General features: G+C 59.8%; 19 protein-coding genes, 2 tRNA genes and 2 pseudogenes. 7 read left to right on the forward strand and 16 right to left on the reverse strand.

What is annotated here, in order from left to right:
- Positions 1-34 precede the first annotated feature (34 nt).
- On the reverse strand, positions 35-1,171 hold the full coding sequence (locus tag AACG97_RS25250; RefSeq protein WP_009683307.1) for a branched-chain amino acid ABC transporter substrate-binding protein: 1,137 nt from the start codon (positions 1,169-1,171) through the stop codon (positions 35-37).
- Between the two features lie 467 nt (positions 1,172-1,638).
- On the opposite strand from AACG97_RS25250, the gene pncB reads away from it, so the two are divergent.
- Entirely contained in the window at positions 1,639-2,844 is a 1,206-nt protein-coding gene (pncB, locus tag AACG97_RS25255; protein ID WP_009683308.1) for a nicotinate phosphoribosyltransferase, read from the forward strand.
- A 3-nt stretch (positions 2,845-2,847) separates the two neighbouring features.
- Positions 2,848-3,675, forward strand: coding sequence for an ammonia-dependent NAD(+) synthetase (gene nadE / locus AACG97_RS25260; RefSeq protein ID WP_009683309.1), 828 nt, complete (start codon positions 2,848-2,850; stop codon positions 3,673-3,675).
- Between the two features lie 108 nt (positions 3,676-3,783).
- Here the strand turns inward: nadE and azu are convergent, their stop codons facing one another.
- Complete coding sequence (gene azu, locus AACG97_RS25265) at positions 3,784-4,233, reverse strand: azurin (RefSeq protein WP_029885725.1); 450 nt, start codon at positions 4,231-4,233, stop codon at positions 3,784-3,786.
- A gap of 349 nt (positions 4,234-4,582) precedes the next feature.
- On the opposite strand from azu, the gene AACG97_RS25270 reads away from it, so the two are divergent.
- Positions 4,583-5,170 carry an LOG family protein gene (locus AACG97_RS25270; RefSeq protein WP_029885726.1) on the forward strand — a complete coding sequence of 196 codons (588 nt, stop codon included), beginning with the start codon at positions 4,583-4,585 and terminating at the stop codon, positions 5,168-5,170.
- Positions 5,171-5,596: 426 nt separating this feature from the next.
- On the opposite strand, the gene AACG97_RS25275 is transcribed toward AACG97_RS25270, so the two are convergent.
- The 8 genes from AACG97_RS25275 to rnr all read right to left on the reverse strand — a co-directional run bounded on the left by AACG97_RS25275 (position 5,597) and on the right by rnr (position 15,398).
- Positions 5,597-7,900 (reverse strand): YgiQ family radical SAM protein, encoded by a 2,304-nt coding sequence (locus tag AACG97_RS25275; protein WP_029887881.1) that lies wholly within the window; start codon positions 7,898-7,900, stop codon positions 5,597-5,599.
- A gap of 308 nt (positions 7,901-8,208) precedes the next feature.
- Positions 8,209-9,606, reverse strand: coding sequence for a replicative DNA helicase (gene dnaB, locus AACG97_RS25280; RefSeq protein WP_009681285.1), 1,398 nt, complete (start codon positions 9,604-9,606; stop codon positions 8,209-8,211).
- A gap of 113 nt (positions 9,607-9,719) precedes the next feature.
- Positions 9,720-10,166, reverse strand: a complete 447-nt coding sequence (rplI, locus tag AACG97_RS25285; RefSeq protein WP_003249568.1) for a 50S ribosomal protein L9 — start codon at positions 10,164-10,166, stop codon at positions 9,720-9,722.
- Positions 10,167-10,186: 20 nt separating this feature from the next.
- Entirely contained in the window at positions 10,187-11,050 is an 864-nt protein-coding gene (locus tag AACG97_RS25290) for a hypothetical protein (RefSeq protein WP_029887882.1), read from the reverse strand.
- Positions 11,051-11,083: 33 nt separating this feature from the next.
- Positions 11,084-11,314: a 30S ribosomal protein S18 gene (gene rpsR, locus AACG97_RS25295; protein WP_003249563.1), complete on the reverse strand. Its 231-nt coding sequence runs from the start codon at positions 11,312-11,314 to the stop codon at positions 11,084-11,086.
- A gap of 28 nt (positions 11,315-11,342) precedes the next feature.
- Positions 11,343-11,768, reverse strand: coding sequence for a 30S ribosomal protein S6 (rpsF, locus tag AACG97_RS25300; RefSeq protein ID WP_003249557.1), 426 nt, complete (start codon positions 11,766-11,768; stop codon positions 11,343-11,345).
- A 307-nt stretch (positions 11,769-12,075) separates the two neighbouring features.
- A complete protein-coding gene (gene rlmB / locus AACG97_RS25305) occupies positions 12,076-12,822 on the reverse strand; it encodes a 23S rRNA (guanosine(2251)-2'-O)-methyltransferase RlmB (RefSeq protein WP_029887883.1) in 747 nt (248 codons plus the stop codon).
- Positions 12,819-15,398 (reverse strand): ribonuclease R, encoded by a 2,580-nt coding sequence (gene rnr / locus AACG97_RS25310; RefSeq protein WP_029887884.1) that lies wholly within the window; start codon positions 15,396-15,398, stop codon positions 12,819-12,821. The genes rlmB and rnr overlap by 4 nt, the downstream gene beginning before the upstream one ends.
- A gap of 272 nt (positions 15,399-15,670) precedes the next feature.
- On the opposite strand from rnr, the gene AACG97_RS25315 reads away from it, so the two are divergent.
- The 4 genes from AACG97_RS25315 (at position 15,671) to AACG97_RS25330 (ending at position 18,682) form a co-directional block, all read left to right on the forward strand.
- A tRNA-Leu gene (locus AACG97_RS25315) sits at positions 15,671-15,757 on the forward strand.
- Between the two features lie 87 nt (positions 15,758-15,844).
- Positions 15,845-15,931: transfer RNA gene (locus AACG97_RS25320), tRNA-Leu, on the forward strand.
- 172 nt (positions 15,932-16,103) lie between these two features.
- On the forward strand, positions 16,104-17,117 hold the full coding sequence (locus AACG97_RS25325) for an extracellular solute-binding protein (protein ID WP_009681291.1): 1,014 nt from the start codon (positions 16,104-16,106) through the stop codon (positions 17,115-17,117).
- Positions 17,117-18,682, forward strand: coding sequence for an ABC transporter permease (locus AACG97_RS25330; RefSeq protein ID WP_009681292.1), 1,566 nt, complete (start codon positions 17,117-17,119; stop codon positions 18,680-18,682). Before AACG97_RS25325 ends, AACG97_RS25330 begins: the two co-directional genes overlap by 1 nt.
- 64 nt (positions 18,683-18,746) lie before the next feature.
- On the opposite strand, the gene AACG97_RS25335 is transcribed toward AACG97_RS25330, so the two are convergent.
- The 6 genes and pseudogenes from AACG97_RS25335 to AACG97_RS25360 all read right to left on the reverse strand — a co-directional run bounded on the left by AACG97_RS25335 (position 18,747) and on the right by AACG97_RS25360 (position 22,472).
- A complete protein-coding gene (locus AACG97_RS25335) occupies positions 18,747-19,121 on the reverse strand; it encodes a hypothetical protein (protein ID WP_033690019.1) in 375 nt (124 codons plus the stop codon).
- 613 nt (positions 19,122-19,734) lie between these two features.
- Positions 19,735-20,088, reverse strand: a pseudogene (locus AACG97_RS25340) (hypothetical protein); the annotation flags it as partial.
- A 9-nt stretch (positions 20,089-20,097) separates the two neighbouring features.
- Positions 20,098-20,424: pseudogene (locus tag AACG97_RS25345) on the reverse strand (Hcp family type VI secretion system effector); the annotation flags it as partial.
- A 107-nt stretch (positions 20,425-20,531) separates the two neighbouring features.
- Positions 20,532-20,906, reverse strand: coding sequence for a hypothetical protein (locus tag AACG97_RS25350; RefSeq protein WP_009681295.1), 375 nt, complete (start codon positions 20,904-20,906; stop codon positions 20,532-20,534).
- Between the two features lie 223 nt (positions 20,907-21,129).
- Entirely contained in the window at positions 21,130-21,504 is a 375-nt protein-coding gene (locus AACG97_RS25355; protein ID WP_232555008.1) for a hypothetical protein, read from the reverse strand.
- Positions 21,501-22,472, reverse strand: coding sequence for a hypothetical protein (locus tag AACG97_RS25360; RefSeq protein WP_054904833.1), 972 nt, complete (start codon positions 22,470-22,472; stop codon positions 21,501-21,503). The genes AACG97_RS25355 and AACG97_RS25360 overlap by 4 nt, the downstream gene beginning before the upstream one ends.
- Positions 22,473-22,479 lie beyond the last annotated feature (7 nt).

A 22,479-nucleotide genomic window follows, 5' to 3' on the forward strand; every position in this document is an offset into this window, starting at 1 on the left:
CGGGCGCATGCGCAACCCGGGCGGGTGGCCGTTATTATTTTTGTTTGTCCAGCTGGTGGTACTTGCCGTCCTTGTCCCACTGGTAGACCACGTAGTCGGACACGGTCAGGTCGCCCTTGCTGTCCCACTTCTTTTCGCCCATGACGGTCTGCACCGGGTTGGCCTTGAGCCACTTGGCAGCGTCTTCGCCCTTGTTCGACTTGGCGCCGTTGAAGGCGGCGGCGAGCGCCTGCAGCGAGGCGTAGGCGTACAGCGTATAGCCTTCCGGTTCGGTGCCCGCCTTGCGGAACTCCTCGACCACGGCCTTGCTGTCTGGCAGCAGGCGCGGGTCGGCGCCAAAGGTCATGTACACGCCATCGACGTACTGCGCACCGCCGGCGGTAGACACCAGCTCGTCGGTGACGATGCCATCATCCGACATGAACTTGACGTCCTTCAGGCCCTGTTCGCGCAGTTGGCGCACCAGCGGGCCGGCTTCCGGGTGCAGGCCGCCGAAGTAGACAACATCGGCACCGGCAGCACGGATCTTGGTAACCACGGCGCTGAAGTCTTTCTCGCCACGGGTCAGGCCTTCGTACAACACAGGCTTGACGCCACGTTTTTCCAGCTGTGCCTTGGTGGCATCAGCCAGGCCTTGGCCGTAGGTGTCCTTGTCGTGCAGCACCGCGACTTTCTTGCCCTTGAGCACGTCGACAATGTAGTCGCCGGCGACCACGCCCTGCTGGTCGTCACGGCCACACATGCGGAACATGGCACTCAGGCCGCGCTCGGTGACCTGTGGGTTGGTCGAACCGGGCGTGATGGCGATCACGCCGGCCTCGTCATACACCTCGGAGGCCGGGATGGTATTGGACGAACAGAAGTGGCCGACCACCCCGATCACCTTGTCCTGGTCGACCAGGCGGTTGGCTACGGCAACGGCCTGTTTCGGTTCGCAGGCGTCATCGCCTTTGACCAGCACGATTTTCTCGCCATTCACGCCACCCGCGGCGTTGATCTTGTCGGCCGCAGCTTGCGCACCTTTCATGTACTGCTCGCCGAACGCTGCGTTGGCTCCGGTCATCGGCCCCGCTACGCCGATCTTGACGTCGGCCTGGACATACGAAGAAACACCCAGTGCCGTGGCTACGGCAAGCGCCAGGAAACCTTTCTTGTAAAACGTCTGCGACATGAGGTGGTGCTCCTAGAGTTTTTTTGGTTGGCACTACAACTTCTCAGCCCAATGCTCAGAGCAAGGGCCGTGCCATCAGTTTTGTCTTACGGAAAATCACACCACCATCGGCACGTAGAAGCGACCGACGGCCTTTTCTTTATTGAGCGTGCAACCGTCTGCCACGCGCCGGGCGCCACCACCCGTACAGACAAGGCGCAACCGCCGCGCGCCATCATTGCAACCCTGCCGGGTGTTTACGTGCAACCGGCCTGTAACAGCAGACGTCACCGAACTGCACACCCGTGGTGCGCGACTGCTACAGGCAGCACCGTTACAAGGCTGGCGGGTGCACCGAAAAACACGCGGATTTGGCAGATACGCGGCCCTGCAGGCGCGGGTTCACCCGCGAACAGGCCAGCGCAGACACAACAAGGCCGAAAAGGCTGGCACAATGTCCCCCATTCGCCGCCTCCGGAGCCCCTTTGATGAGCGAGAGCGCATTCGCCGAGCGCATCGTGCACAACCTGCTCGACACCGATTTCTACAAACTCACCATGATGCAGGGTGTGCTGCACAACTACCCGGACGCCGACGTCGAATGGGAATTCCGCTGCCGCAACGGCGAGGACTTGCGGCCGTATCTAGGCGAAATCCGCCACCAGCTGGAGGTGCTCAACGACCTCACGCTCGATGATGGCCAGCTGGGTTTTCTGGAGCGCATCAGTTTCCTCAAGCCCGACTTCCTGCGGTTTTTGCGGCTGTTTCGCTTCAACCTGCGCTATGTGCACCTCGGCATCGAGCACGATCAGCTGTTCCTGCGCCTCAAAGGCCCTTGGCTGCATGTGATCCTGTTCGAAGTGCCTTTGCTGGCGATCATCAGCGAAGTGCGCAACCGCCACCTGCACCCGCATATGCGCCTGGCCGAGGCACGCGACCAGCTGTACCGCAAGTTCGACTGGCTGCGCGCCCACGCCAGCGACGACGAACTGGCGGAACTGCAGGTAGCCGACTTTGGCACCCGCCGGCGCTTTTCCAGCCGCGTGCAGGAGGAAGTGGTCCGGGTACTGCGCGACGACTTCCCTGGCCGTTTCGTCGGCACCAGCAACGTCGACCTGGCATGGAAACTGGATATCAAGCCGCTGGGCACCATGGCCCACGAGTGGATCATGGCGCACCAGCAGTTGGGCCCGCGGCTGATCGACAGCCAGATCGCCGCGCTGGACTGCTGGGTGCGCGAGTACCGCGGCCTGCTCGGTATCGCCCTGACCGACTGCATCACCATGGATGCCTTCCTCGGCGATTTCGACCTGTACTTCGCCAAGCTGTTCGATGGCTTGCGCCACGACTCCGGCGAGCCGGTAGCCTGGGCCGAGAAAGCGATCGCCCATTACCAGAAACTGGGTATCGACCCGATGACCAAGACCCTGGTGTTTTCCGACAGCCTAAACCTTACCCGCTCGCTGGAAATCTTCCGGGCCCTGCGCGGGCGCATCAACGTCAGCTTTGGCATCGGTACCAACCTGACCTGCGACATACCGGGTGTGGTCCCCATGAGCATCGTGCTTAAAATGACCGACTGCAACGGCGCACCGGTGGCCAAGATTTCCGACGAAGCGGCCAAGACCCAGTGCCGCGACGCCAACTTCGTTGCCTACATGCGTCACGTATTCAAAGTCCCCAGCAAGGAGTAACCCATGCAAGCGGTTCAGCAAGAAATTGCCCAGGCGCTGAAGGTCCAGCCGCCGTTCGCCGACGCGGCCGCGCTAGAGGCAGAAGTTGCCCGGCGCGTGGCGTTCATCAAGGACTGCCTGGCCAACGCCCGGCTCAAGACCCTGGTACTGGGCATCAGCGGCGGGGTCGACTCGCTGACCGCCGCCCTGCTCGCCCAGCGCGCCATCAACGAACTGCGCGCCGAAACCGGTGACCAGGCTTATACCTTCATCGCCGTTCGCCTGCCGTACCAGGTGCAGCATGATGAACATGACGCCCAGGCCTGCCTGGACGTGATCAGGGCCGACGAAGTGCACACCGTGGACATCGCCCCGGCAGTGCGCGCCTTGGCGGCTGAAGTGGTGGAATTGAAAAGCGGCTCGCCGGCGCTGGTGGACTTCGTGGTCGGCAACGTCAAGGCACGCACGCGCATGGTGGCCCAATACACCATCGCCGGCGCGCGCGCAGGGCTGGTGATCGGTACCGACCACGCCGCCGAAGCGGTGATGGGCTTCTTTACCAAGTTTGGTGATGGTGCCTGCGACCTGGCGCCGCTGAGCGGCCTGGTAAAAAACCAGGTGCGGGCCATTGCACGCAGCTTTGGCGCGCCGGAGTCACTGGTGGAGAAGGTGCCGACTGCAGACCTGGAAGACCTGGCACCGGGCAAACCGGACGAAGCCTCGCATGGGGTCACCTACCAGCAGATCGACGCGTTCCTGCATGGGCAGCCGGTCGACCAGGCAGCGTTCGACATCATCGTGGCCACCTACCGCAAGACCCAGCACAAGCGCGAATTGCCGTTCGCCCCTTGATCAGGCTGTAACAACGCCTGTAGGAGCGGGTATACCCGCGAATGCGATGGTGGATCTGGCACCGCATTCGCGGGTAAAGCCGCCCCTACAGGGCTCGGCGTCAGCTGATTACTTGACGACAACCTTGCCTTTCATCATCGAGATGTGGCCCGGGAAGGTGCAGAAGAAGCTGTAGTCACCACCGGCTTCCAGCTTGGAAGGGTCGAACTTCACTTCGGTTTCTTTTTCCGGCGCGCCGATCATTTTGGTATGGGCAATGATCGCGGCGTTGTCAGCCTTGATGTAGTCCTTTTCCAGGCCCTGGCTCATGCCTTCGGTCGCAATGCCCTGCATGTCGGCAGTCTTGCTGATCACCAGGTTATGGCCCATGACGTTCTTCGGCAGGTTGCCGGAGTGGGTCAGTTTGACCGTGAATTCCTTGCAGCTTTTGTCGACGGTGATTTCCTTGGTGTTGAATGACATCTGGTCGGTGGAGTCGACAGTTACCGAGCACTCGGCGGCGAAGACAGAGGCGCTGGCGAGGGTCAGCAGGGATACCGCTACAGCTTTCGCAAACATCATGAATCTCCTTGGCAGGGTTTTATCAATTGCGAGACTGCCTGAAACCGTTCAGCACCCTGCTGATATGGGTCAAGGGGGTGTCAAGTGGCCAGTCAGTTGAATTGTTCAATGGATTGTATACAACCAATCTAAGAGCACATCATGCCCTTTTATTGGACGATGGGACAACCTCTCATTTAGGAGCAATACCAAATGCCCATCTCCCAGTTTCTGAACAGCCTGCTCGCCGCCTACGCCCACGGTGCTACCGGCGCGATCTGCGAATTCTCGCGCCCGGAATGAACCCGGCCTTGGAAGCGACGGTCAGCCACCGTACCCTGTCACCCTGAGTGACTGGAGGTGAGTAATGCCCGTACGTTCCGTTTGTGTGTTTTGCGGTGCCAGCATCGGCAGCAACCCCGCCTACCGTGAGGCGGCGGTCGCGCTGGGCCAGGCGATTGCCCGCCGAGGCTGGACGCTGGTGTATGGCGGTGGCGCTGTTGGCTTGATGGGTGTGGTAGCCGACGCCGCGATGGCAGCGGGTGGCGACGTGGTAGGGATCATCCCGCAGAGCCTGCTGGACGCCGAGGTCGGCCACAAAGGCCTGACGCGGCTGGAAGTGGTCGATGGCATGCATGCGCGCAAGGCTCGCATGGCCGAGTTGAGCGACGCGTTCATCGCCTTGCCGGGTGGCCTGGGTACGCTGGAAGAGCTGTTCGAGGTCTGGACCTGGGGGCAACTGGGCTACCACGCCAAGCCGCTGGGGCTGCTGGATGTGAACGGCTTCTACGACAAGCTTGGCGGGTTCCTCGACCATATCGTCGAGGAGGGTTTCGTGCGCCCGCAGCACCGGGATATGTTGCTGTTGGGGCAGCAGCCGGATGAGCTGCTAGCCGCGATGGACCGCTTTGTCGCGCCGGTGGCGCCGAAGTGGGTCGACAAGAACCCTGACTAAACCAGATTCAGGGGCTGCACAAAATCCTAAAGCGAGCATTGTACCTGTGGGAGATTCTATGGTTCCTGGCAAGGGTAGCCGCTGCATCTTCAGTGCCTGTGAGATCGAGCGCCGCCCGCGCGGCGCATCGCGAGCTGCGCTCGCTCCTACGTTTGTTTCGGGCCAGTAACCCCTGTGCCAGATGCGCGCGGCCGCCTTGTTCGTACGACGCGATTTTGAGGCATGCGCCAAGGCGTTCGCGCTCAAATCCCACAGGAATAATTGGCCCGAAACAAACGTAGGAGCGAGCGCAGCTCGCGATGCGCCGCGCGGGCGGCGCTCGCTCTAACAGGCGCTGCATACCTTGTGGCAAACACCTGTCAGCCCTGATGCGATCCCCGTGGGAGCTGGCTTGCCGGCGATTGGGCCGCAAGGCGGCCCCCGAAATCAGCGCGGAATGACTGGCTGGCGTGGCTTCTTGCCCTTGCCGCCACCGCCCTTGCCCGCTTCCTTGCGCTCCTTGGCCGCCTGCTGATTACGCGCAAACGCTTCGGCCTTGGCCTTTTCGCGCTTGTCCCACGGCTTGCTGCCATCGCTGCCACGCGGTGGCAGGCCCGTGTGCTGGGTCAGGATTTTCTGGTCCTTGCCCACTTTGTGGCTGCCCGACGGGGTCGAGTTCTTGCGGCGCGCGCTCTGGTAGCTGTCGGTCTGCGGCTGGTGCGCCGGAATCAACTGGTGCTTGCCAGGCCCGATCAGGTCGGCGCGGCCCATGCGCTGCAGCGCTTCGCGCAGCATTGGCCAGCCTTTCGGGTCGTGGTAGCGCAAGAATGCCTTGTGCAGACGGCGCTGCTCGTCACTCTTGACGATTTCCACACCTTCGCTCTTGTAGGTCACCTTGCGCAGCGGGTTCTTGCCCGAGTGGTACATGGCGGTGGCCGAGGCCATCGGCGACGGGTAGAACGCCTGTACCTGGTCGGCACGGAAGCCGTTGCCCTTGAGCCATAGCGCCAGGTTCATCATGTCTTCGTCGGTGGTACCCGGGTGCGCGGCAATGAAGTACGGGATCAGGTACTGCTCTTTACCCGCTTCTTTCGAGAACTTCTCGAACATGCGCTTGAAGCGGTCGTAGGTACCAATGCCGGGCTTCATCATCTTGTCCAGCGGGCCACGCTCGGTGTGCTCCGGGGCAATTTTCAGGTAGCCACCTACGTGGTGGGTGACCAGCTCCTTGACGTATTCCGGCGACTCCACGGCCAGGTCGTAGCGCAGGCCCGAGGCAATCAGGATCTTCTTCACCCCTGGCAGGGCGCGAGCCTTGCGGTACAGCTCGATCAGCGAACTGTGGTCGGTGTTGAGGTTCTCGCAGATGCCAGGGAACACGCACGAGGGCTTGCGGCAGTGCTTTTCGATGTCGTGGCTCTTGCACGCGATGCGATACATGTTCGCAGTCGGCCCGCCAAGGTCGGACACCACGCCGGTGAAGCCTGGCACCTTGTCACGCATCTCTTCGATTTCGTGCAGGATCGACTCGTGCGAGCGGTTCTGGATGATGCGGCCTTCGTGCTCGGTGATCGAGCAGAAGGTGCAGCCGCCGAAGCAGCCACGCATGATGTTGACCGAGAAACGGATCATCTCGTAGGCCGGGATACGCGCCTTGCCGTACGCCGGGTGCGGTACACGGGCGTAAGGCATGCCGAACACGTAGTCCATTTCCTCGGTGCTCATCGGAATGGGTGGCGGGTTGAACCACACGTCCACGTCACCGTGTTTCTGCACCAGTGCACGGGCGTTGCCCGGGTTGGTCTCCAGGTGCAGCACGCGGTTGGCGTGGGCATAGAGCACCGGGTCGTTACGCACCTTCTCGAACGATGGCAGGCGGATGACCGACTTTTCCCGCGTGACCGCCGGGCTGTCGAGAATCTGTACCACCTTGGCTTCGTTCGGGTCTTCCTGGTCGCCTTTGGCCTGCTCGATGGCGCAGGCCTGGGTGTCCTGGGTGTTCACGTAGGGGTTGATGATCTTGTCGACACGGCCTGGGCGGTCGATGCGGGTCGAGTCGATTTCGTACCAGCCCTGCGGCGTGTCACGGCGCACGAAAGCGGTGCCGCGCACGTCGGTGATGCTTTCGATGCTTTCGCCACTGGACAGGCGCTGGGCCACCTCGACCACCGCCCGCTCGGCGTTGCCGAACAGCAGGATGTCGGCGCTGGCGTCGATCAGGATCGAATGGCGAACCTTGTCCTGCCAGTAGTCGTAGTGGGCAATGCGACGCAACGATGCCTCGATGCCGCCGAGTACGATCGGCACATGCTTATAGGCTTCCTTGCAGCGCTGGCTGTACACCAGGCTGGCGCGGTCTGGTCGGCTACCGGCCAGGCCGCCTGGGGTGTAGGCGTCGTCGGAACGGATTTTCTTGTCCGCGGTGTAGCGGTTGATCATCGAGTCCATGTTGCCGGCGGCCACGCCGAAGAACAGGTTGGGCTCGCCGAGCTTCATGAAGTCGTCTTTGGACTGCCAGTTCGGCTGGGCAATGATGCCCACGCGGAAACCCTGGGCTTCCAGTAGCCGGCCGATGATGGCCATGCCGAACGAGGGGTGATCGACGTAGGCATCCCCGGTCACGATGATGATGTCGCAGGAATCCCAGCCGAGCAGATCCATCTCCTCCCTGCTCATTGGCAGGAAAGGTGCTGGCCCGAAGCATTCGGCCCAGTACTTGGGATAGTCGTAGAGTGGTTTGGCTGCTTGCATGTCAGTGACCGGTTCTGGTGTGCAGGAAAATCGCGGGCGCGAAATATAGCACAAATTTTGACCAAATCCGACTGGATTCGTGGGGGATTGGTGGGTGGGGTGACGGTTGGCTGACTTGGGGGTTGTAAGGGTGCCAGGTGTTCACCGCAACATTTTCAGCGCCTTGGCCATCGGGCGCACCGCACACCTTGTAGGAGCGGCCTTGCGTCGCGATGGGCTGCGCAGCAGCCCCAGGATTCAGTGCAAATGCAAACAGTGTGGGGGCTGCTGCGCAGCCCATCGCGACGCAAGGCCGCTCCTACAGTGAGTTATTCATCATCATCGAAGTTGTACATGCCCGGCGCGAGGTTTTCGAAGCGGGTGTACTTGCCGATGAACGCCAAACGGACAAAGCCGATCGGGCCGTTACGCTGTTTACCGATGATGATTTCCGCCACGCCCTTGTGCTCGGTCTCGGGGTGGTACACCTCGTCGCGGTACACGAACATGATCACGTCGGCGTCCTGCTCGATTGCACCGGACTCACGCAAGTCGGAGTTCACCGGGCGCTTGTTCGGGCGTTGTTCCAGCGAGCGGTTCAGCTGCGACAGGGCGATGACCGGGCAGTTGAATTCCTTTGCCAAGGCTTTGAGCGAGCGGGAAATCTCGGAAATTTCGTTGGTGCGGTTATCACCGGCCGAACCCGGAATCTGCATCAGCTGCAGGTAATCGACCATGATCATGGCGATTTCGCCGTGTTCACGGGCCAGGCGGCGGGTGCGCGCGCGCATTTCCGAGGGGCTGATGCCCGCGGTGTCGTCGATGAACAACTTGCGATCGTTGAGCAGGTTCACCGCCGAAGTCAGCCGCGGCCAGTCATCGTCGTCCAGCTGGCCGGAACGGACCTTGGTCTGGTCGATGCGGCCCAGCGACGACAGCATACGCATGATCAGCGACTCACCTGGCATTTCCAGCGAGAACACCAGCACGGCCTTGTCGGTACGCAGTACGGCGTTTTCCACCAGGTTCATGGCAAAGGTGGTCTTGCCCATCGACGGGCGGCCAGCAACGATGATCAAGTCGGCCGCCTGCAGGCCGCTGGTCTTCTCGTCCAGGTCGGTAAAGCCGGTGGATACACCGGTAATGTCGCTGTCGGAGTTGAACAAGGTGTCGATACGGTCGATGGCCATGGTCAACAGCTCGTTGACCCCCACCGGGCCACCGGTTTTCGGCCGGGCCTCGGCAATCTGGAAAATCTGCCGCTCGGCATCGTCGAGGATTTCTTCGGCGTTGCGCCCTTGCGGGTTGAAGGCGTTGTCGGCGATGTCGGTACTGATGCTGATCAGCTGGCGCAACGTGGCGCGCTCGCGAATGATCGCGGCATAGGCCTTGATATTCGCCACCGACGGTGTGTTCTTGGCCAGTTCGGCCAGGTACGCCAGGCCGCCGACTTGCGAAGACAGGCCTTCCTTGTCCAGTTGCTCGTGCAGGGTAACCACGTCGAATGGCTGGTTGGCGTCGGCCAACTTGTGCACGGCACGGAAGATCAGGCGGTGGTCATGCCGATAGAAATCGCCGTCCGATACCTGATCCAGCACCCGCTCCCAGGCGTTGTTGTCCAGCATCAGGCCACCGAGCACGGCCTGTTCGGCCTCGATGGAATGCGGCGGCACCTTGAGGGCTGCGGTTTGCAGGTCTAGCTGTTCGGAAGTGGTGATCTCGTTCATGGCCACGAAAGAATTCTGGAGGACGAAAAAGACAAAGGGCACGGCCTGTAGGAAACAGGACCGTGCCCGATGTTAACTGCCTGGCTCGCAGGGAGCCAGCCAGTCAGCGCAGCTTAGGCAGCTACGACAACCACACGCACAGTGGCTTCAACGTCGCTGTGCAGGTGCACAGCTACGTCGTATTCGCCAACCTGACGGATAGTGCCGTTCGGCAGACGAACTTCAGCTTTGGCCACTTCAACGCCAGAGGCGGTCAGGGCGTCAGCGATGTCGTGGGTGCCGATCGAACCGAACAGCTTGCCTTCGTCGCCAGCGGTGGCAGTGATGGTCACTTCCAGCTCGGCCAGTTGGGCAGCGCGGCTTTCAGCCGAAGCTTTCTTGTCAGCGGCTGCTTTTTCCAGCTCGGCACGACGCTCTTCGAACGCAGCCAGGTTGGCGGCGTTGGCAACGGTGGCCTTGCCGAATGGCAGCAGGAAGTTACGGCCGTAACCAGCCTTAACTTTTACTTTGTCGCCCAGGTTGCCCAGGTTAGCGACTTTTTCCAGCAGGATCAGTTCCATTTGGTAAAACCTCTTAACTTTTAACCTTCACCGTTCGCGGAGTCATTCCCCTTGGGGGACTTGCGACCGCGAAAATCAATCAGGCTGTCGACAATGGCCAAGACCACCAGCAACGGATAAATCAGCTGCATGATCAGCGGCAACGTCACGTACATGCCCACCAGCCAGAAACCGGCCAGTCGCCCCTGTGCCACCAGCCCGTGCATCAACGCGATGCCGGCCAGCACCAGTACCAGGCTGGAAGCCGATGCCAGAATGATGAACTGCGGACCGATAAACGGCGCCACCACCATCACTGCCACCAAGACCGCCATGGTCTGTTTCGGCAACTTCAGCTCGCGAAACTCGCGACCGAAGCCTCCAGGGTTGTACAACGCTGCTTGCCAATAGCGCGCCAGCATCAACGCCAGCACACTGAACAATTGCACCGTCACTGCTGTGGAGGCGACCAGCACAGGGCGGATCAGCTCACCGGAGAGCACGGGCTCCCCTTCGATTTTCGGCATGGCTTCGGCAAACGCCTTGGCCAGCATATCGAAGGTCTGCGCCAGCGCCAGATCAAGCACGAGGCTGAAAGCCACGGCGAACACGGCACTGGCCAGCAACACCCGGCTCCAGGGATGCTCGGCACGCAACATGGCGGCCAAGGCCAGGGCACCCGCAATCACCAGAAAGGTGATGGGATCGCCCATGACCCACACAGCCAGCCCGGCGAGCAAGCCGCCGACGATGACCGATGTAGCATCCCTGAACCCACGCCGCAGCAGCACAAGGCTGCCGGCAGCGGCACTCAACCAGAACAGCAGCGGCAGTACCGCGCTGATGACCACCACCAGGGTGGCCTGCATACGACCGCGCATGATGAAACTTGCTAACGCTCGCATGCTAGTCCCTTACTGCTTGTCGACGACCCGGTCTCAGCGGCCGTGGCTGTCGGTGTAGGGCAGCAGGGCCAGGAAGCGGGCGCGCTTGATAGCGGTAGCCAGCTGACGCTGATAACGAGCTTTGGTACCGGTGATACGGCTTGGAACGATCTTGCCGGTTTCGGATACGTAAGCTTTCAGGGTGTTGAGATCTTTGAAGTCGATCTCTTTCACGTCTTCAGCAGTGAAGCGGCAGAATTTACGACGACGGAAGAAACGTGCCATTTAATAGGCTCCTCTAAAGGTCCGTGGATTACTCGTCAGCGTTATCGCTGGAGTCGCTGTCATTGCTGTCGTCGCCTTCGGCGGAGTCAGCATGCTCAGGACGCTCGCGACGCTCACGGCGCTCGCTGCGGTTCTCTTCAGCCTTCAGCATCTCGGACTGGCCGGTAACGGCTTCGTCACGACGGATGACCAGGTTACGGATCACGGCATCGTTGTAGCGGAAGTTGTCTTCCAGCTCGGCCAGGGCCTTGCCGGTGCACTCAACGTTCAGCATCACGTAGTGAGCCTTGTGAACATTGTTGATTGCGTAGGCCAGTTGACGACGGCCCCAGTCTTCCAGGCGGTGGATTTTGCCACCATCTTCTTCGATCAGCTTGGTGTAACGCTCAACCATGCCGCCGACTTGTTCGCTCTGGTCCGGGTGAACCAGGAAGATGATTTCGTAATGACGCATGAATGCTCCTTACGGGTTAGTAGTCTGCCAGTGAATCTGGTCAGACAAGGAGTGAATGACACTGTATGTCTTGCACGGAGGGGAGGCACATGAGCGCCTGCCAGCTCGGCAAGGGGCGCAATTGTAGAGAAGGCGTTGCGCACAAGCAAGGCAATTGGCGAATATTTGAACAGCCTGAAACATATTCACATGGCGTCAAGCCCCCTTCGCGGGCACGCCCGCTCCCACAGGAAAGCTGCGTTGCCAGAGGCAGCAGCGAACCTGTGGGAGCGGGCATGCCCGCGAAGGGGCCGTTACAGGCTGAAGATCAGCGCTTGGCCTGGCGCTGACGCACGGCCTCAAACAGGCACACGCCCGTGGCGACCGATACGTTAAGGCTGCTGACGCTGCCGCTCATCGGCAATTTCACCAGGAAGTCGCAATGTTCGCGGGTGAGGCGGCGCATGCCCTTGCCTTCAGCGCCCATGATCATCACCAGCGGCCCGGTCAGGTCTTGCTGGTAGATCTCCTGCTCGGCCTCACCCGCGGTGCCGACCACCCACAGGCCACGTTGCTGCAATTTCTCCAGCGTACGCGCCAGGTTGGTGACAGCCACCAGCGGAATGACCTCGGCAGCGCCGCAGGCCACCTTGCGCACCACCGGGGTCAGGGTGGCCGACTTGTCCTTGGGCACGATCACTGCCGTGGCGCCGGCCGCATCGGCAGTACGCAGGCAGGCGCCAAGGTTGTGCGGGTCGGTCACACCGTCCAGCACCAGGATCAGCGGCGGGGTTTCCGTGCGCTCGAGCAACTCTTCGAGCATCAGTTCGCCCCACACCTGGCTAGGGCTGACCTCGGCGACAACGCCCTGGTGCACACCCTCGACCCAGGCATCCATTTCGCGGCGCTCGGCCTGGCCAACCGCCACGCGGTTTTCCGCGGCCAGTGCCAACAGCGCCTGCAGGCGTGGCTCGCTGCGCCCTTCCGACAGCCAGATCTGCTTGACCCGCTTCGGATGGTGCTGCAGCAATGCCTGCACGGCGTGCACGCCGTAGATCTTTTCCAGCTGACTCATGACTTGCTCTTGCTCTTGCGTGGCGCACCGGACTTCGGTGGGCCTTTACGGTGCTTGGTCGGTTTGCCAGTGGCCTTGCCACCTTTGTCCGACTTGCTGCTGGCGTGGCCGCCCGTGCGCGCCTCGCTCATCAGCGCCTTTTTCATCTCGCGGCTCTTGCGCACTTCGGCATTACGCTGCACGGCGTCTTTCGGGAAGTAGGCTTCGGCGGCTTCGCTTTTACGGCTGCGCGGCTTGGGCGTGGCCTTCGCCTCGCTCAGCGGCGGCTGCTCGGCCTGGTCAGCTGCTGGCGCGGCGCCGCGCTGCTTGCGACCGATAGGTGCCGCCAGGGTCGACTGGGCCACTTCGAAGTCGATCTTGCGCTCGTCCAGGTCTACCCGCATGACCTTCACTTCGATGGTGTCGCCCAGGCGGAAACTGCGCCCGGTGCGCTCGCCGGACAGGCGATGGTGCACCGGGTCGAAGTGGTAGTAGTCGCCCGGCAGCGCACTGACGTGCACCAGGCCTTCCACGTAGATGTCGGTCAACTCGACGAACAGGCCGAAGCCGGTCACGGCGGTGATCACACCCGGGAAGGTCTCGCCCACGCGGTCTTTCATGAACTCGCACTTGAGCCAGTTGACCACGTCGCGGGTGGCTTCGTCGGCCCGGCGCTCGGTCATCGAGCACTGCTCACCCAGTTGCTCGAGGGTGTTCTCGTCGTACGGGTAGATGCGCGCCTTGGGAATGCTCATGGCACCAGCCCGCTTGACGTGCGGGGTGTCGACCTTGGAGCGGATGATGCTGCGAATGGCGCGGTGCACCAGCAGGTCCGGGTAACGGCGGATCGGCGAGGTGAAGTGGGTGTAAGCCTCGTAGTTGAGGCCGAAGTGGCCATTGTTCTCGGTGCTGTACACGGCCTGGCTCAGCGAGCGCAGCATCACCGTCTGGATCAGGTGGAAGTCCGGGCGCCCGGCGATGCTCGCCAGCAGGGCCTGGTAATCCTTCGGCGACGGGTCCTTGCCTTTGTGCAGGCTGAGGCCCAGCTCGCCAAGGAAGGCGCGCAGTTTTTCCAGGCGCTCCGGCGGCGGGCCGTCGTGCACACGGTACAGGGCTGGCACGCCGTGCTTCTGCAGGAACTCGGCAGTGGCCACGTTGGCAGCCAGCATGCACTCTTCGATCAGCTTGTGGGCATCGTTGCGCACGGTCGGGCGGATTTCCGCGATCTTGCGCTCGTCACCGAAGATGATGCGGGTTTCCTGGGTCTCGAAGTCGATGGCGCCACGGGTGTGACGCGCCTCCACCAGCACCTTGTACAGGTTGTACAGGTTCTTCAGGTCTGGCACGACCGCCTTGTACTCTTCGCGCAGCGCCTTGCCTTCACGGGTGCGCGAGTGCTCGAGCATGCTGCTGACCTTGTTGTAGGTCAGGCGGGCGTGGGAGTGGATAACGCCTTCGTAGAACTGATAGTCGACCATCTGGCCGGCCTTGTTCATGGTCATTTCGCAGACCATGGCCAGGCGATCGACGTGCGGGTTCAGCGAGCACAGGCCGTTGGACAGCTCCTCGGGGAGCATCGGCACCACGCGCTCGGGGAAGTACACCGAGTTGCCGCGCTGCTGCGCTTCGACGTCCAGGGCCGAACCCAGGCGTACATAGCTGGACACGTCGGCAATGGCCACATACAGGCGCCAGCCACCGGAGAACAGGCGCAGCTTGCCCAGCGGCTCGCAATACACGGCGTCGTCGAAGTCGCGGGCGTCTTCACCGTCGATGGTGACGAACGGCAGGTGACGCAGGTCGATGCGCTTCTCTTTGTCCTTGTCTTCGACTTCAGAGCGGAACTTGCGCGCTTCCTTGATCACGTCCTTGGGCCACACATGGGGGATATCGTAGCTGCGCAGGGCAACGTCGATTTCCATGCCGGGGGCCATGTAGTTGCCAATGACCTCCACCACGTCGCCTTGCGGCTGGAAGCGCGGGGTTGGCCAATGGGTGATCTTGATCTCGACGAACTGGCCGATCTTGGCACCACCGTTGCGCCCCGCAGTCACCAGCACTTCTTGCTGGATCTTGGGGTTGTCGGGGGTCACATAGCCGATGCCGCCTTCTTCGAAGTAGCGGCCGACCACGCTTTCGTGGGCGCGGGAGATGACCTCGACCAGCACGCCTTCGCGACGGCCGCGGCGGTCCACGCCGGACACGCGCGCCAGGCCGCGGTCACCGTCGAACACCAGGCGCATCTGCGACGGGCTGAGGAACAGGTCTTCGCTGCCGTCATCTGGAATAAGGAAACCGAAGCCGTCGCGGTGGCCAGAGACGCGGCCGCAGATCAGGTCCAGCTTGTCTACCGGGGCATAAGTGCCGCGCCGGGTATAGATAAGCTGGCCATCGCGCTCCATGGCACGCAGACGGCGGCGCAAGGCTTCGATCTGGTCTTCTTCATACAGACCAAACTCTTTCGCCAGCTCCTCGCGTGCGGCGGGCTCGCCACGGTCGGCAAGGCGTTGCAGGATCAGCTCACGGCTGGGAATGGGGTTATCGTATTTTTCCGCTTCGCGAGCGGCCTCGGGATCGAGGGATTGCCAATCGGCCATCAGAAGGGGTTCACCTTGGGGTATATAGATAGGAATTCTGGCATAGGCGTATTGAAACCGGAAATGTCGGCCTTGGACAGCCCCCGCTGCAGTGCGTAAACAGCAGGAATAGGCCAGTGGAATCAACAAGTTGAAATTTTTGAATTTTTTTTTGCCAAGGGGGTTTACAGCCCCCCAAGCCGTCCGTATAGTGCGCACCACAACGACGGACTAGCCCGAAGTTGTAATAGAGATTAGCGGCGCTGTAAAGCACCAAATAATCTCGAATGTGTGCCCAGGTGGCGGAATTGGTAGACGCGCTGGTTTCAGGTATCAGTGACCGCAAGGTCGTGGAAGTTCGAGTCTTCTCCTGGGCACCAAGTATTTCAAGTAACAGATGACCAAGGATCTGTTACTACTGTGTGAAAGCGAACGATTTTCGCCTTCTCCAGATGATGTAAAGCTTTGCCCAGGTGGCGGAATTGGTAGACGCGCTGGTTTCAGGTATCAGTGACTTAACGGTCGTGGAAGTTCGAGTCTTCTCCTGGGCACCATACAAAAACCCACTAGCTTGCTAGTGGGTTTTTTCTTGCCTGCGATTTTTGTACCCTCCCCCACCCCTTGCACCATGGTCTGACGATGAATTTATCGTCACCCGGCCACATGAGAAACGATTTCGTTTACCATTGTTTCCAAATATGTTGCCGTAAGCGAGGAAGTACCCGCATGACGATCCGCCCGCAACCGCTGATGCGTACCTTGGCCGCCGCCGTGCTGAGCCTGGTAATCGGCGCTCCGGCCGCCATGGCTGACGCACCGGTCACCCTGACCATGTACAACGGTCAGCACAAGGAAATCGGCGAAGCCATCGCCAAGGCCTACGAGGCCAAGACCGGTATCCACATCAATATCCGCAAAGGCAGCAGCAACCAGCTGGCCAGCCAGATCATCGAGGAAGGCGATCGCTCGCCGGCCGACATCATCTACACCGAAGAATCGCCACCGCTGAACAACCTGGGCGAGCTGGGCCTGCTGGCGAAGATCGACGACGCCACGCTGAACATGCTGCCCAAGGAATATGTGGCTGCCAACGGCACCTGGATGGGCGTTACCGCGCGCACCCGCGTGGTGGTCTACAACCCGAAGAAGATCGACGAGAAAGACCTGCCGACCACCGTCATGGACTTCGCCAACCCTGACTGGGAAGGGCGCGTAGGCTATGTACCGACCAGCGGTGCGTTCCAGGAGCAGGCCGTTGCCATCCTGAAGATGCACGGGCGTGAAGCCACCGAAGAATGGCTGACCGGCCTGAAGGCCTTCGGCAAGACCTACACCAACAACATGGTCGCGCTGAAGGCCGTGGAAAAAGGCGAAGTGGCTGCCGTACTGGTGAACAACTATTACTGGTACGCCCTGGAGCGTGAGCGCGGCAAGCTCGATTCGAAACTGTACTACCTGGCCGACGGCGACGCCGGCAATCTGGTGACCATCTCGGGCGCCGCGGCCGTGAAGGCCAGCAAGCACCCGAAAGAGGCCCAGGCCCTGCTCAACTGGATGGCCAGCGAAGAAGGCCAGCGCGTGATCACCCAGACCACCGCGGAGTACCCATTGCACAAAGGCATGGTTTCGGACCGCGGCCTGAAACCGTTCGATGAACTGCGCCCGCCGAAGATTTCGCCAGCTGACCTGGGTAATGCCGAAGAAGCCATCGAGCTGGAACGCGAGGTCGGCCTGCTCTGATGACCGCCGCCCTGTCCACCCCGCTGCCGGTACGGTTCGTACCGCGCCGCAAGCGCCCTTCGATCTGGGTCGTGCTGCCTGTGCTGTTCCTGGTGGCGATGAGCTTGCTGCCCCTGGCCTATGTGGCGATCAAAGCCTGGGAAGCCGGCTGGCACGAAGCCCTGTACCTGCTGTGGCGGCCCTTTGTCTGGGGGCTGATGCGCAATACCCTGCTGCTGATGGTCGGTGTAACGCTGACCTGCATGGTGGTCGGTCTGGCGCTGGCCTGGCTGCTGGAGCGCAGCAACCTGGCCGGTCGCCGGCTGTGGGGGGTGGTGCTGTGCCTGCCGTTTGCCGTACCGTCGTTCGTCAGCAGCTTCACCTGGGTATCGCTTAGCTCGGACTTCGAAGGGTTGGGCGGGGCGATCATGGTCATGGCCCTGTCCAAGTACCCGCTGGTGTTCCTGCCGGTGGCCGCGACCCTGCGCAATCTCGACACCTCCCTGGAGGAGTCGGCGCGCACCCTGGGTTGTAGCCGCTGGGGCGTATTCACCAAGGTGACCCTGCCCCTGCTGTGGCCGTCGATGCTTGGCGGTGCCCTGCTGATTGCCCTGCACATGCTGGTGGAGTTCGGTGCGCTGTCGATTCTCGGCCTGCAAACCTTCACCACGGCGATTTACCAGCAGTTCGAACTGGAGTTCAGCAACGCCAACGCGGCCATGTTGTCTGCCGTCCTGTTGGCGATGTGCCTGGTGATGCTGTGGCTGGAGCTGCGCGTGCGCGGCAAGACCCGCCATGTACGCATCGGCCAGGGCGTGGCACGCCGTGCACAACCGGTGCGGCTGCGTGGTTGGGCGGTGCCGGCGCAGCTGTTCTGCCTGGGCCTGGCAGTGCTGGGCAGCGGCATTCCCCTGGCGATGCTCGGCTACTGGCTTGGCGTAGGTTCGTCAGCGGCATTCCCGGTGTCGGCCATTTCCAAGGCGCTGTTCACCTCACTGTCGGTGTCACTTGGCGGTGCCGGCTTCTGCGTGCTGTTGGCGCTGCCGATCAGCTTCCTGGTGGTGCGCTACAAAGGCCGCCTGGCGATCTGGGCCGAGCGCCTGCCGTACCTGCTGCACGCCCTGCCCGGCCTGGTGATCGCCCTGACCCTGGTGTTCTTCGCCTTGCACTATGTGCCGGCGCTGTACCAGACCACGGCGCTGTTGCTGCTGGCCTATGCACTGCTGTTCCTGCCGTTGGCGCAATCGCCGGTGCGCACCGCGCTGAACAAGGCTTCGCCAACGCTGGAAGAAGCTGCGCGTACGCTGGGTGCGAGCAGTTTTGCCGCGTTCTGCCGGGTGACCCTGCCGATTATCTTCCCGGCCATGGCGGCAGCGTTTGCCCTGGTGTTCCTGGATGCCATGAAAGAGCTTACGGCAACGCTGCTGCTCAGCCCGACCGGCATGACCACCCTGGCGACCGAGGTGTGGGCGCATACGGCAAACGTCGAGTTCGCGGCGGCGGCGCCTTATGCGGCATTGCTGATTGTGGTGTCGGGGTTGCCGGTGTATTTGCTGACTACGCGGATGTATCTGAACAAGGCTTGAAAGCTTGCCCAGGCTGCCATGTGGCCTGGGCACAAGCCTGAGTACTTGAGACTTCATCACAAGTTCACTTTAAAACTCCCACCAGCCAGTTGAAAGCAAAGAACAAGGTCGTCGACACTACAAGCCCCATCCAAGACGGCAACAAAACTCTTTTAATAGGCCTTGGAAAATTCTCGAGATCTGAAACATCTGCCACACCTTTTCGAACAAACAACCCTGGAATCATCAGCATATTTGCCGCCAGGCAAGTACGCATTAATTTTCCAACAAGACCAGCCGCTGAAAAGTTTTCCCTGTTACTCTGAATATACTTGCATTTCGCTAAAGCTTTTTCGATAGCCTCTATAGATCGACAAGCTAAGTAAACCATCACACACACGCTGATTGCCATACAAGCGAGCAGGATAGACGCGATTATCGTCAAAGCTACGGCACTCATTCTCGCGCTCTTCCTTCAGGCCCGGCTGACACTATACCCCGGTGCCTGGCACTGCACTAGTAGGTAACTAACCAAGACTATTGTGCGAAATTCCTTACAAATTTAACGATGAAGACAGCTCGCTTCTGCTCACCGCAGGCTCCAGCCGAAAACTACTAATAGCCTACCAATTTCAACCACACCCAAAGACCAATGAGCGATAAAAAAACAGCCACATGAACAAACCACAAGCCAACTAGCATACGCCGCAAACAACCAGGAAACCTCTTTACATCCTGACGATCCAGAAGGCCTTTACGAATACAAATCGCCCTCATCGACGACATGACGGACGCCGAACCGGTACGCATCACTTTACCTAGCAAGCCGGCGGAGCTAAAAATCCTTTTGTTACCCGAAACCATTGAACTATTAGAAAGTAACGATTCTATGTAATTTACATAACGAACTGAAATATAAATCCACACAAATATGACTATAAACATAGCTACCATCAAAGGAAGACCTAACCACCTCGTGTCGAAGCTAGTCATTGCGGCACCTCATATAACAACTCACCAACCATCTCACCGATATCACCTACGGCCGTACCGCCTATAGCACCACCAACAGCAAGGTATCTGCTCCAGCCGTCGCTCACAGCGCCAGCTCCCATGGAAGCATGGGCGAGCAGGCTTTTCAAAAACTCGTAGTTATCCAGAAGAAAGTCATCTACCCCTGCGCCGTTAATCTCAAGCTGATGATGTATTCCCGCCGCCTTCGCCATCAAGAGTGCTTCATGACCTGTGCACATGGGCGTGCTGGGATCACCAACAATCACAAGCTCCCCGCCGACAACCACACCATTGGCGATATGTGCATTCCGCACATCAAACTTGGCCCGCTGATTGGCCGACATGGGCGTGCCAGCCTTCAGCGACTCATACGATTGCGCCTGAGGATTGATAAAGCTGCGTGCCTCGGACATGGTCGCACCTCACGCGTACTTCTTGTTGTTGATGCGGTCCCAACCCCCAGTGACATTACCGCCGGCGCTGCCATCGAGACGTTTCTGCCGGGTGTAGGTTGTCTTGATGCGGCCGTAGTTCAATTGAATCACTTCTATCGGCACCCCGGCGCTGGCGCTCTGGGCGTAATCGGCGATGATCACTTCTTCGAGAACGACTTCGTAGTACTTGAGCTTTTCGGTACCGGCACGGCACACCACTAGCTTCACTTCCTTCAGGTGCTGGCCGGCACAGCTGGCCTCGAGCAGCTTGCAGCTGGCTCTGTCCAGATACTTGGTGAAGGTGAAATTGCTGAGTACGCAGATTTACTCGAACAAAGCTTGAAATCAAGTCCAGGCTGTTGGTCAGCCTGGACCACCATCAGACTTCACGCTATCTGATTCCCATAGCAACTAATTTGGATTTACTGCAAACTCAGGTACGTCCATGCTCGGAATGCGACCATCATCGAAAAACAGATAATGAGGATTAACACCCCACCTACAATGATCCGCTTCATCCCCACGGGGAAACGCTCGACCTCGCTCAAATCGACTAGCCCCCTGCGGGCATAGGGGCCCGGGAACATCAGTACGCCTCCAATGACGCACGTCCGTAAAACCTTCCCAATCAAGCCCGCCCCGGAAAAAGTAATTTTCATATTTCCAATGTACTTGGAGTTAATCAATAACGCTTCAATCCCATCAGTATGCTTGTGAGCCACGTATATCAGTACCAACATAGCCAGGCAACCCGGCCCTAAGATGGACATCCATACCAGCGCTGGCTCAATACTCATTCCGCCACCCTCCGATACAAATACTCACCAATAACTTCACCTCCTTCTGCTCCAATATTCCCACCAACGACACTACCCATCGCCCCTCCCAAGACTGCGCAGGCAAGCGCACCAGGCCCCGTGGTAACTCCCAACACAAAAGTACAGCCAGCAGTAGCAAGGAAACTCCCCACAGAGCCTCCTATGCTCCCTCCACCCAACCCCAATGCCAAAGGGCTATGGGCTATTGCCAATACAGCAGCCAAGTAAAAAATAGTACGATCAGTGTAATTAGTAGAATCTGAGCAACCCATAAACGCACTAACAATTTCTTCAGATCGACTGGAGTCTTGCGGACGTCTTCGCCATCTAACATTCCTTTACGAACGCTAAAGGATCTCATTGTTAACATTGCTGAAATTGAGCCGAGGCGCATGACCCTTCCAAACAGGCCAGAGCTGCCGTACATCTCCCTATTAACGACCACCATGCGACTATTCGACAAGTATGATTCGATACGACCCAAGCATCGATGCGCAACAAAGGCCAGTACAGCGAACATCAAGAAGGGTGAAATAATCAAAAAAACACCGAGCACAGCCAACTGCTGGCTATTCATCGTACGGCCTCATAAAAAATCTCACCCAAAGTCTCGCCTCCCATTTTTCCTAGCGCCCCACCAGCCATACCACCAGCGGCCCCCCCCAGCACTGCGCACGCGATAGTTGCCGTTCCTCCCGTGGGAATACCGACCGCAACACAGACCATTGGGCCCAATGCTGCCCCAACATATCCAATCGCACCTCCAATCCCCCAGCTAGCGGCCAATGAACTTCGCTCGATATACTTAACTCTTCGACAATCATCCTCTCGACCGAGCATGCAAGCTTGACGAATCGATAACTCCGTTGACGCCAAATCCAGCGCCATGCCCACATACGCCCCCTTTTTAATCCAACTAGCGGCCCTCGCCACACCCGCTATCTTTTCTGAGTAACCGCTAATTTCGCCAGTATGCAAAAAACTTTTTGTAGATATACCAAGCGCCCTCTTGATCTTGCCCCTGCTTCGCAACCCTGACCCATATGCGGCCATGCCATCCAATTGCGCCTCCAACTTCAGAAACAAAGCTGTGCGCTTCGCATAAAAATCATTACGCTCTTTCAACGTACCGTGATTCAAATACTCTCTATGAAGCTGCTCAATCTCTTCAAGCGTTTTCTTGATAGCTTCGACGTGCTTACTCCAGGCGTCACTGGCTACGCCTGCGCCTATGGAAGCACGGACCAGCAAACTCTGCAGCAACTCATAGTTCTCCAGTAGGAATCCATCAATTCCCCCTCCGCCCAACTCAATGTCCAGGTGTATTCCAGCCGCCTTCCCCATGAGGAAAGCTTCATGACTGGTGCAGGTCGGAGTGCTTGGGTCACCCAAGATTACAAGCTCGCCAGGGAACACCACACCATTGGCGATATGTGCATTCAGCACATCAAACTTGGCCCGCTGATTGGCCGACATGGGCGTGTCAGCCTTCAGCGACTCATACGATTGCGCCTGAGGATTGATAAAGCTGCGTGCCTCGGACATGGTCGCA

Source organism: Pseudomonas sp. Nvir, assembly GCF_963778085.1.
Classification (GTDB): domain Bacteria; phylum Pseudomonadota; class Gammaproteobacteria; order Pseudomonadales; family Pseudomonadaceae; genus Aquipseudomonas; species Aquipseudomonas juntendi.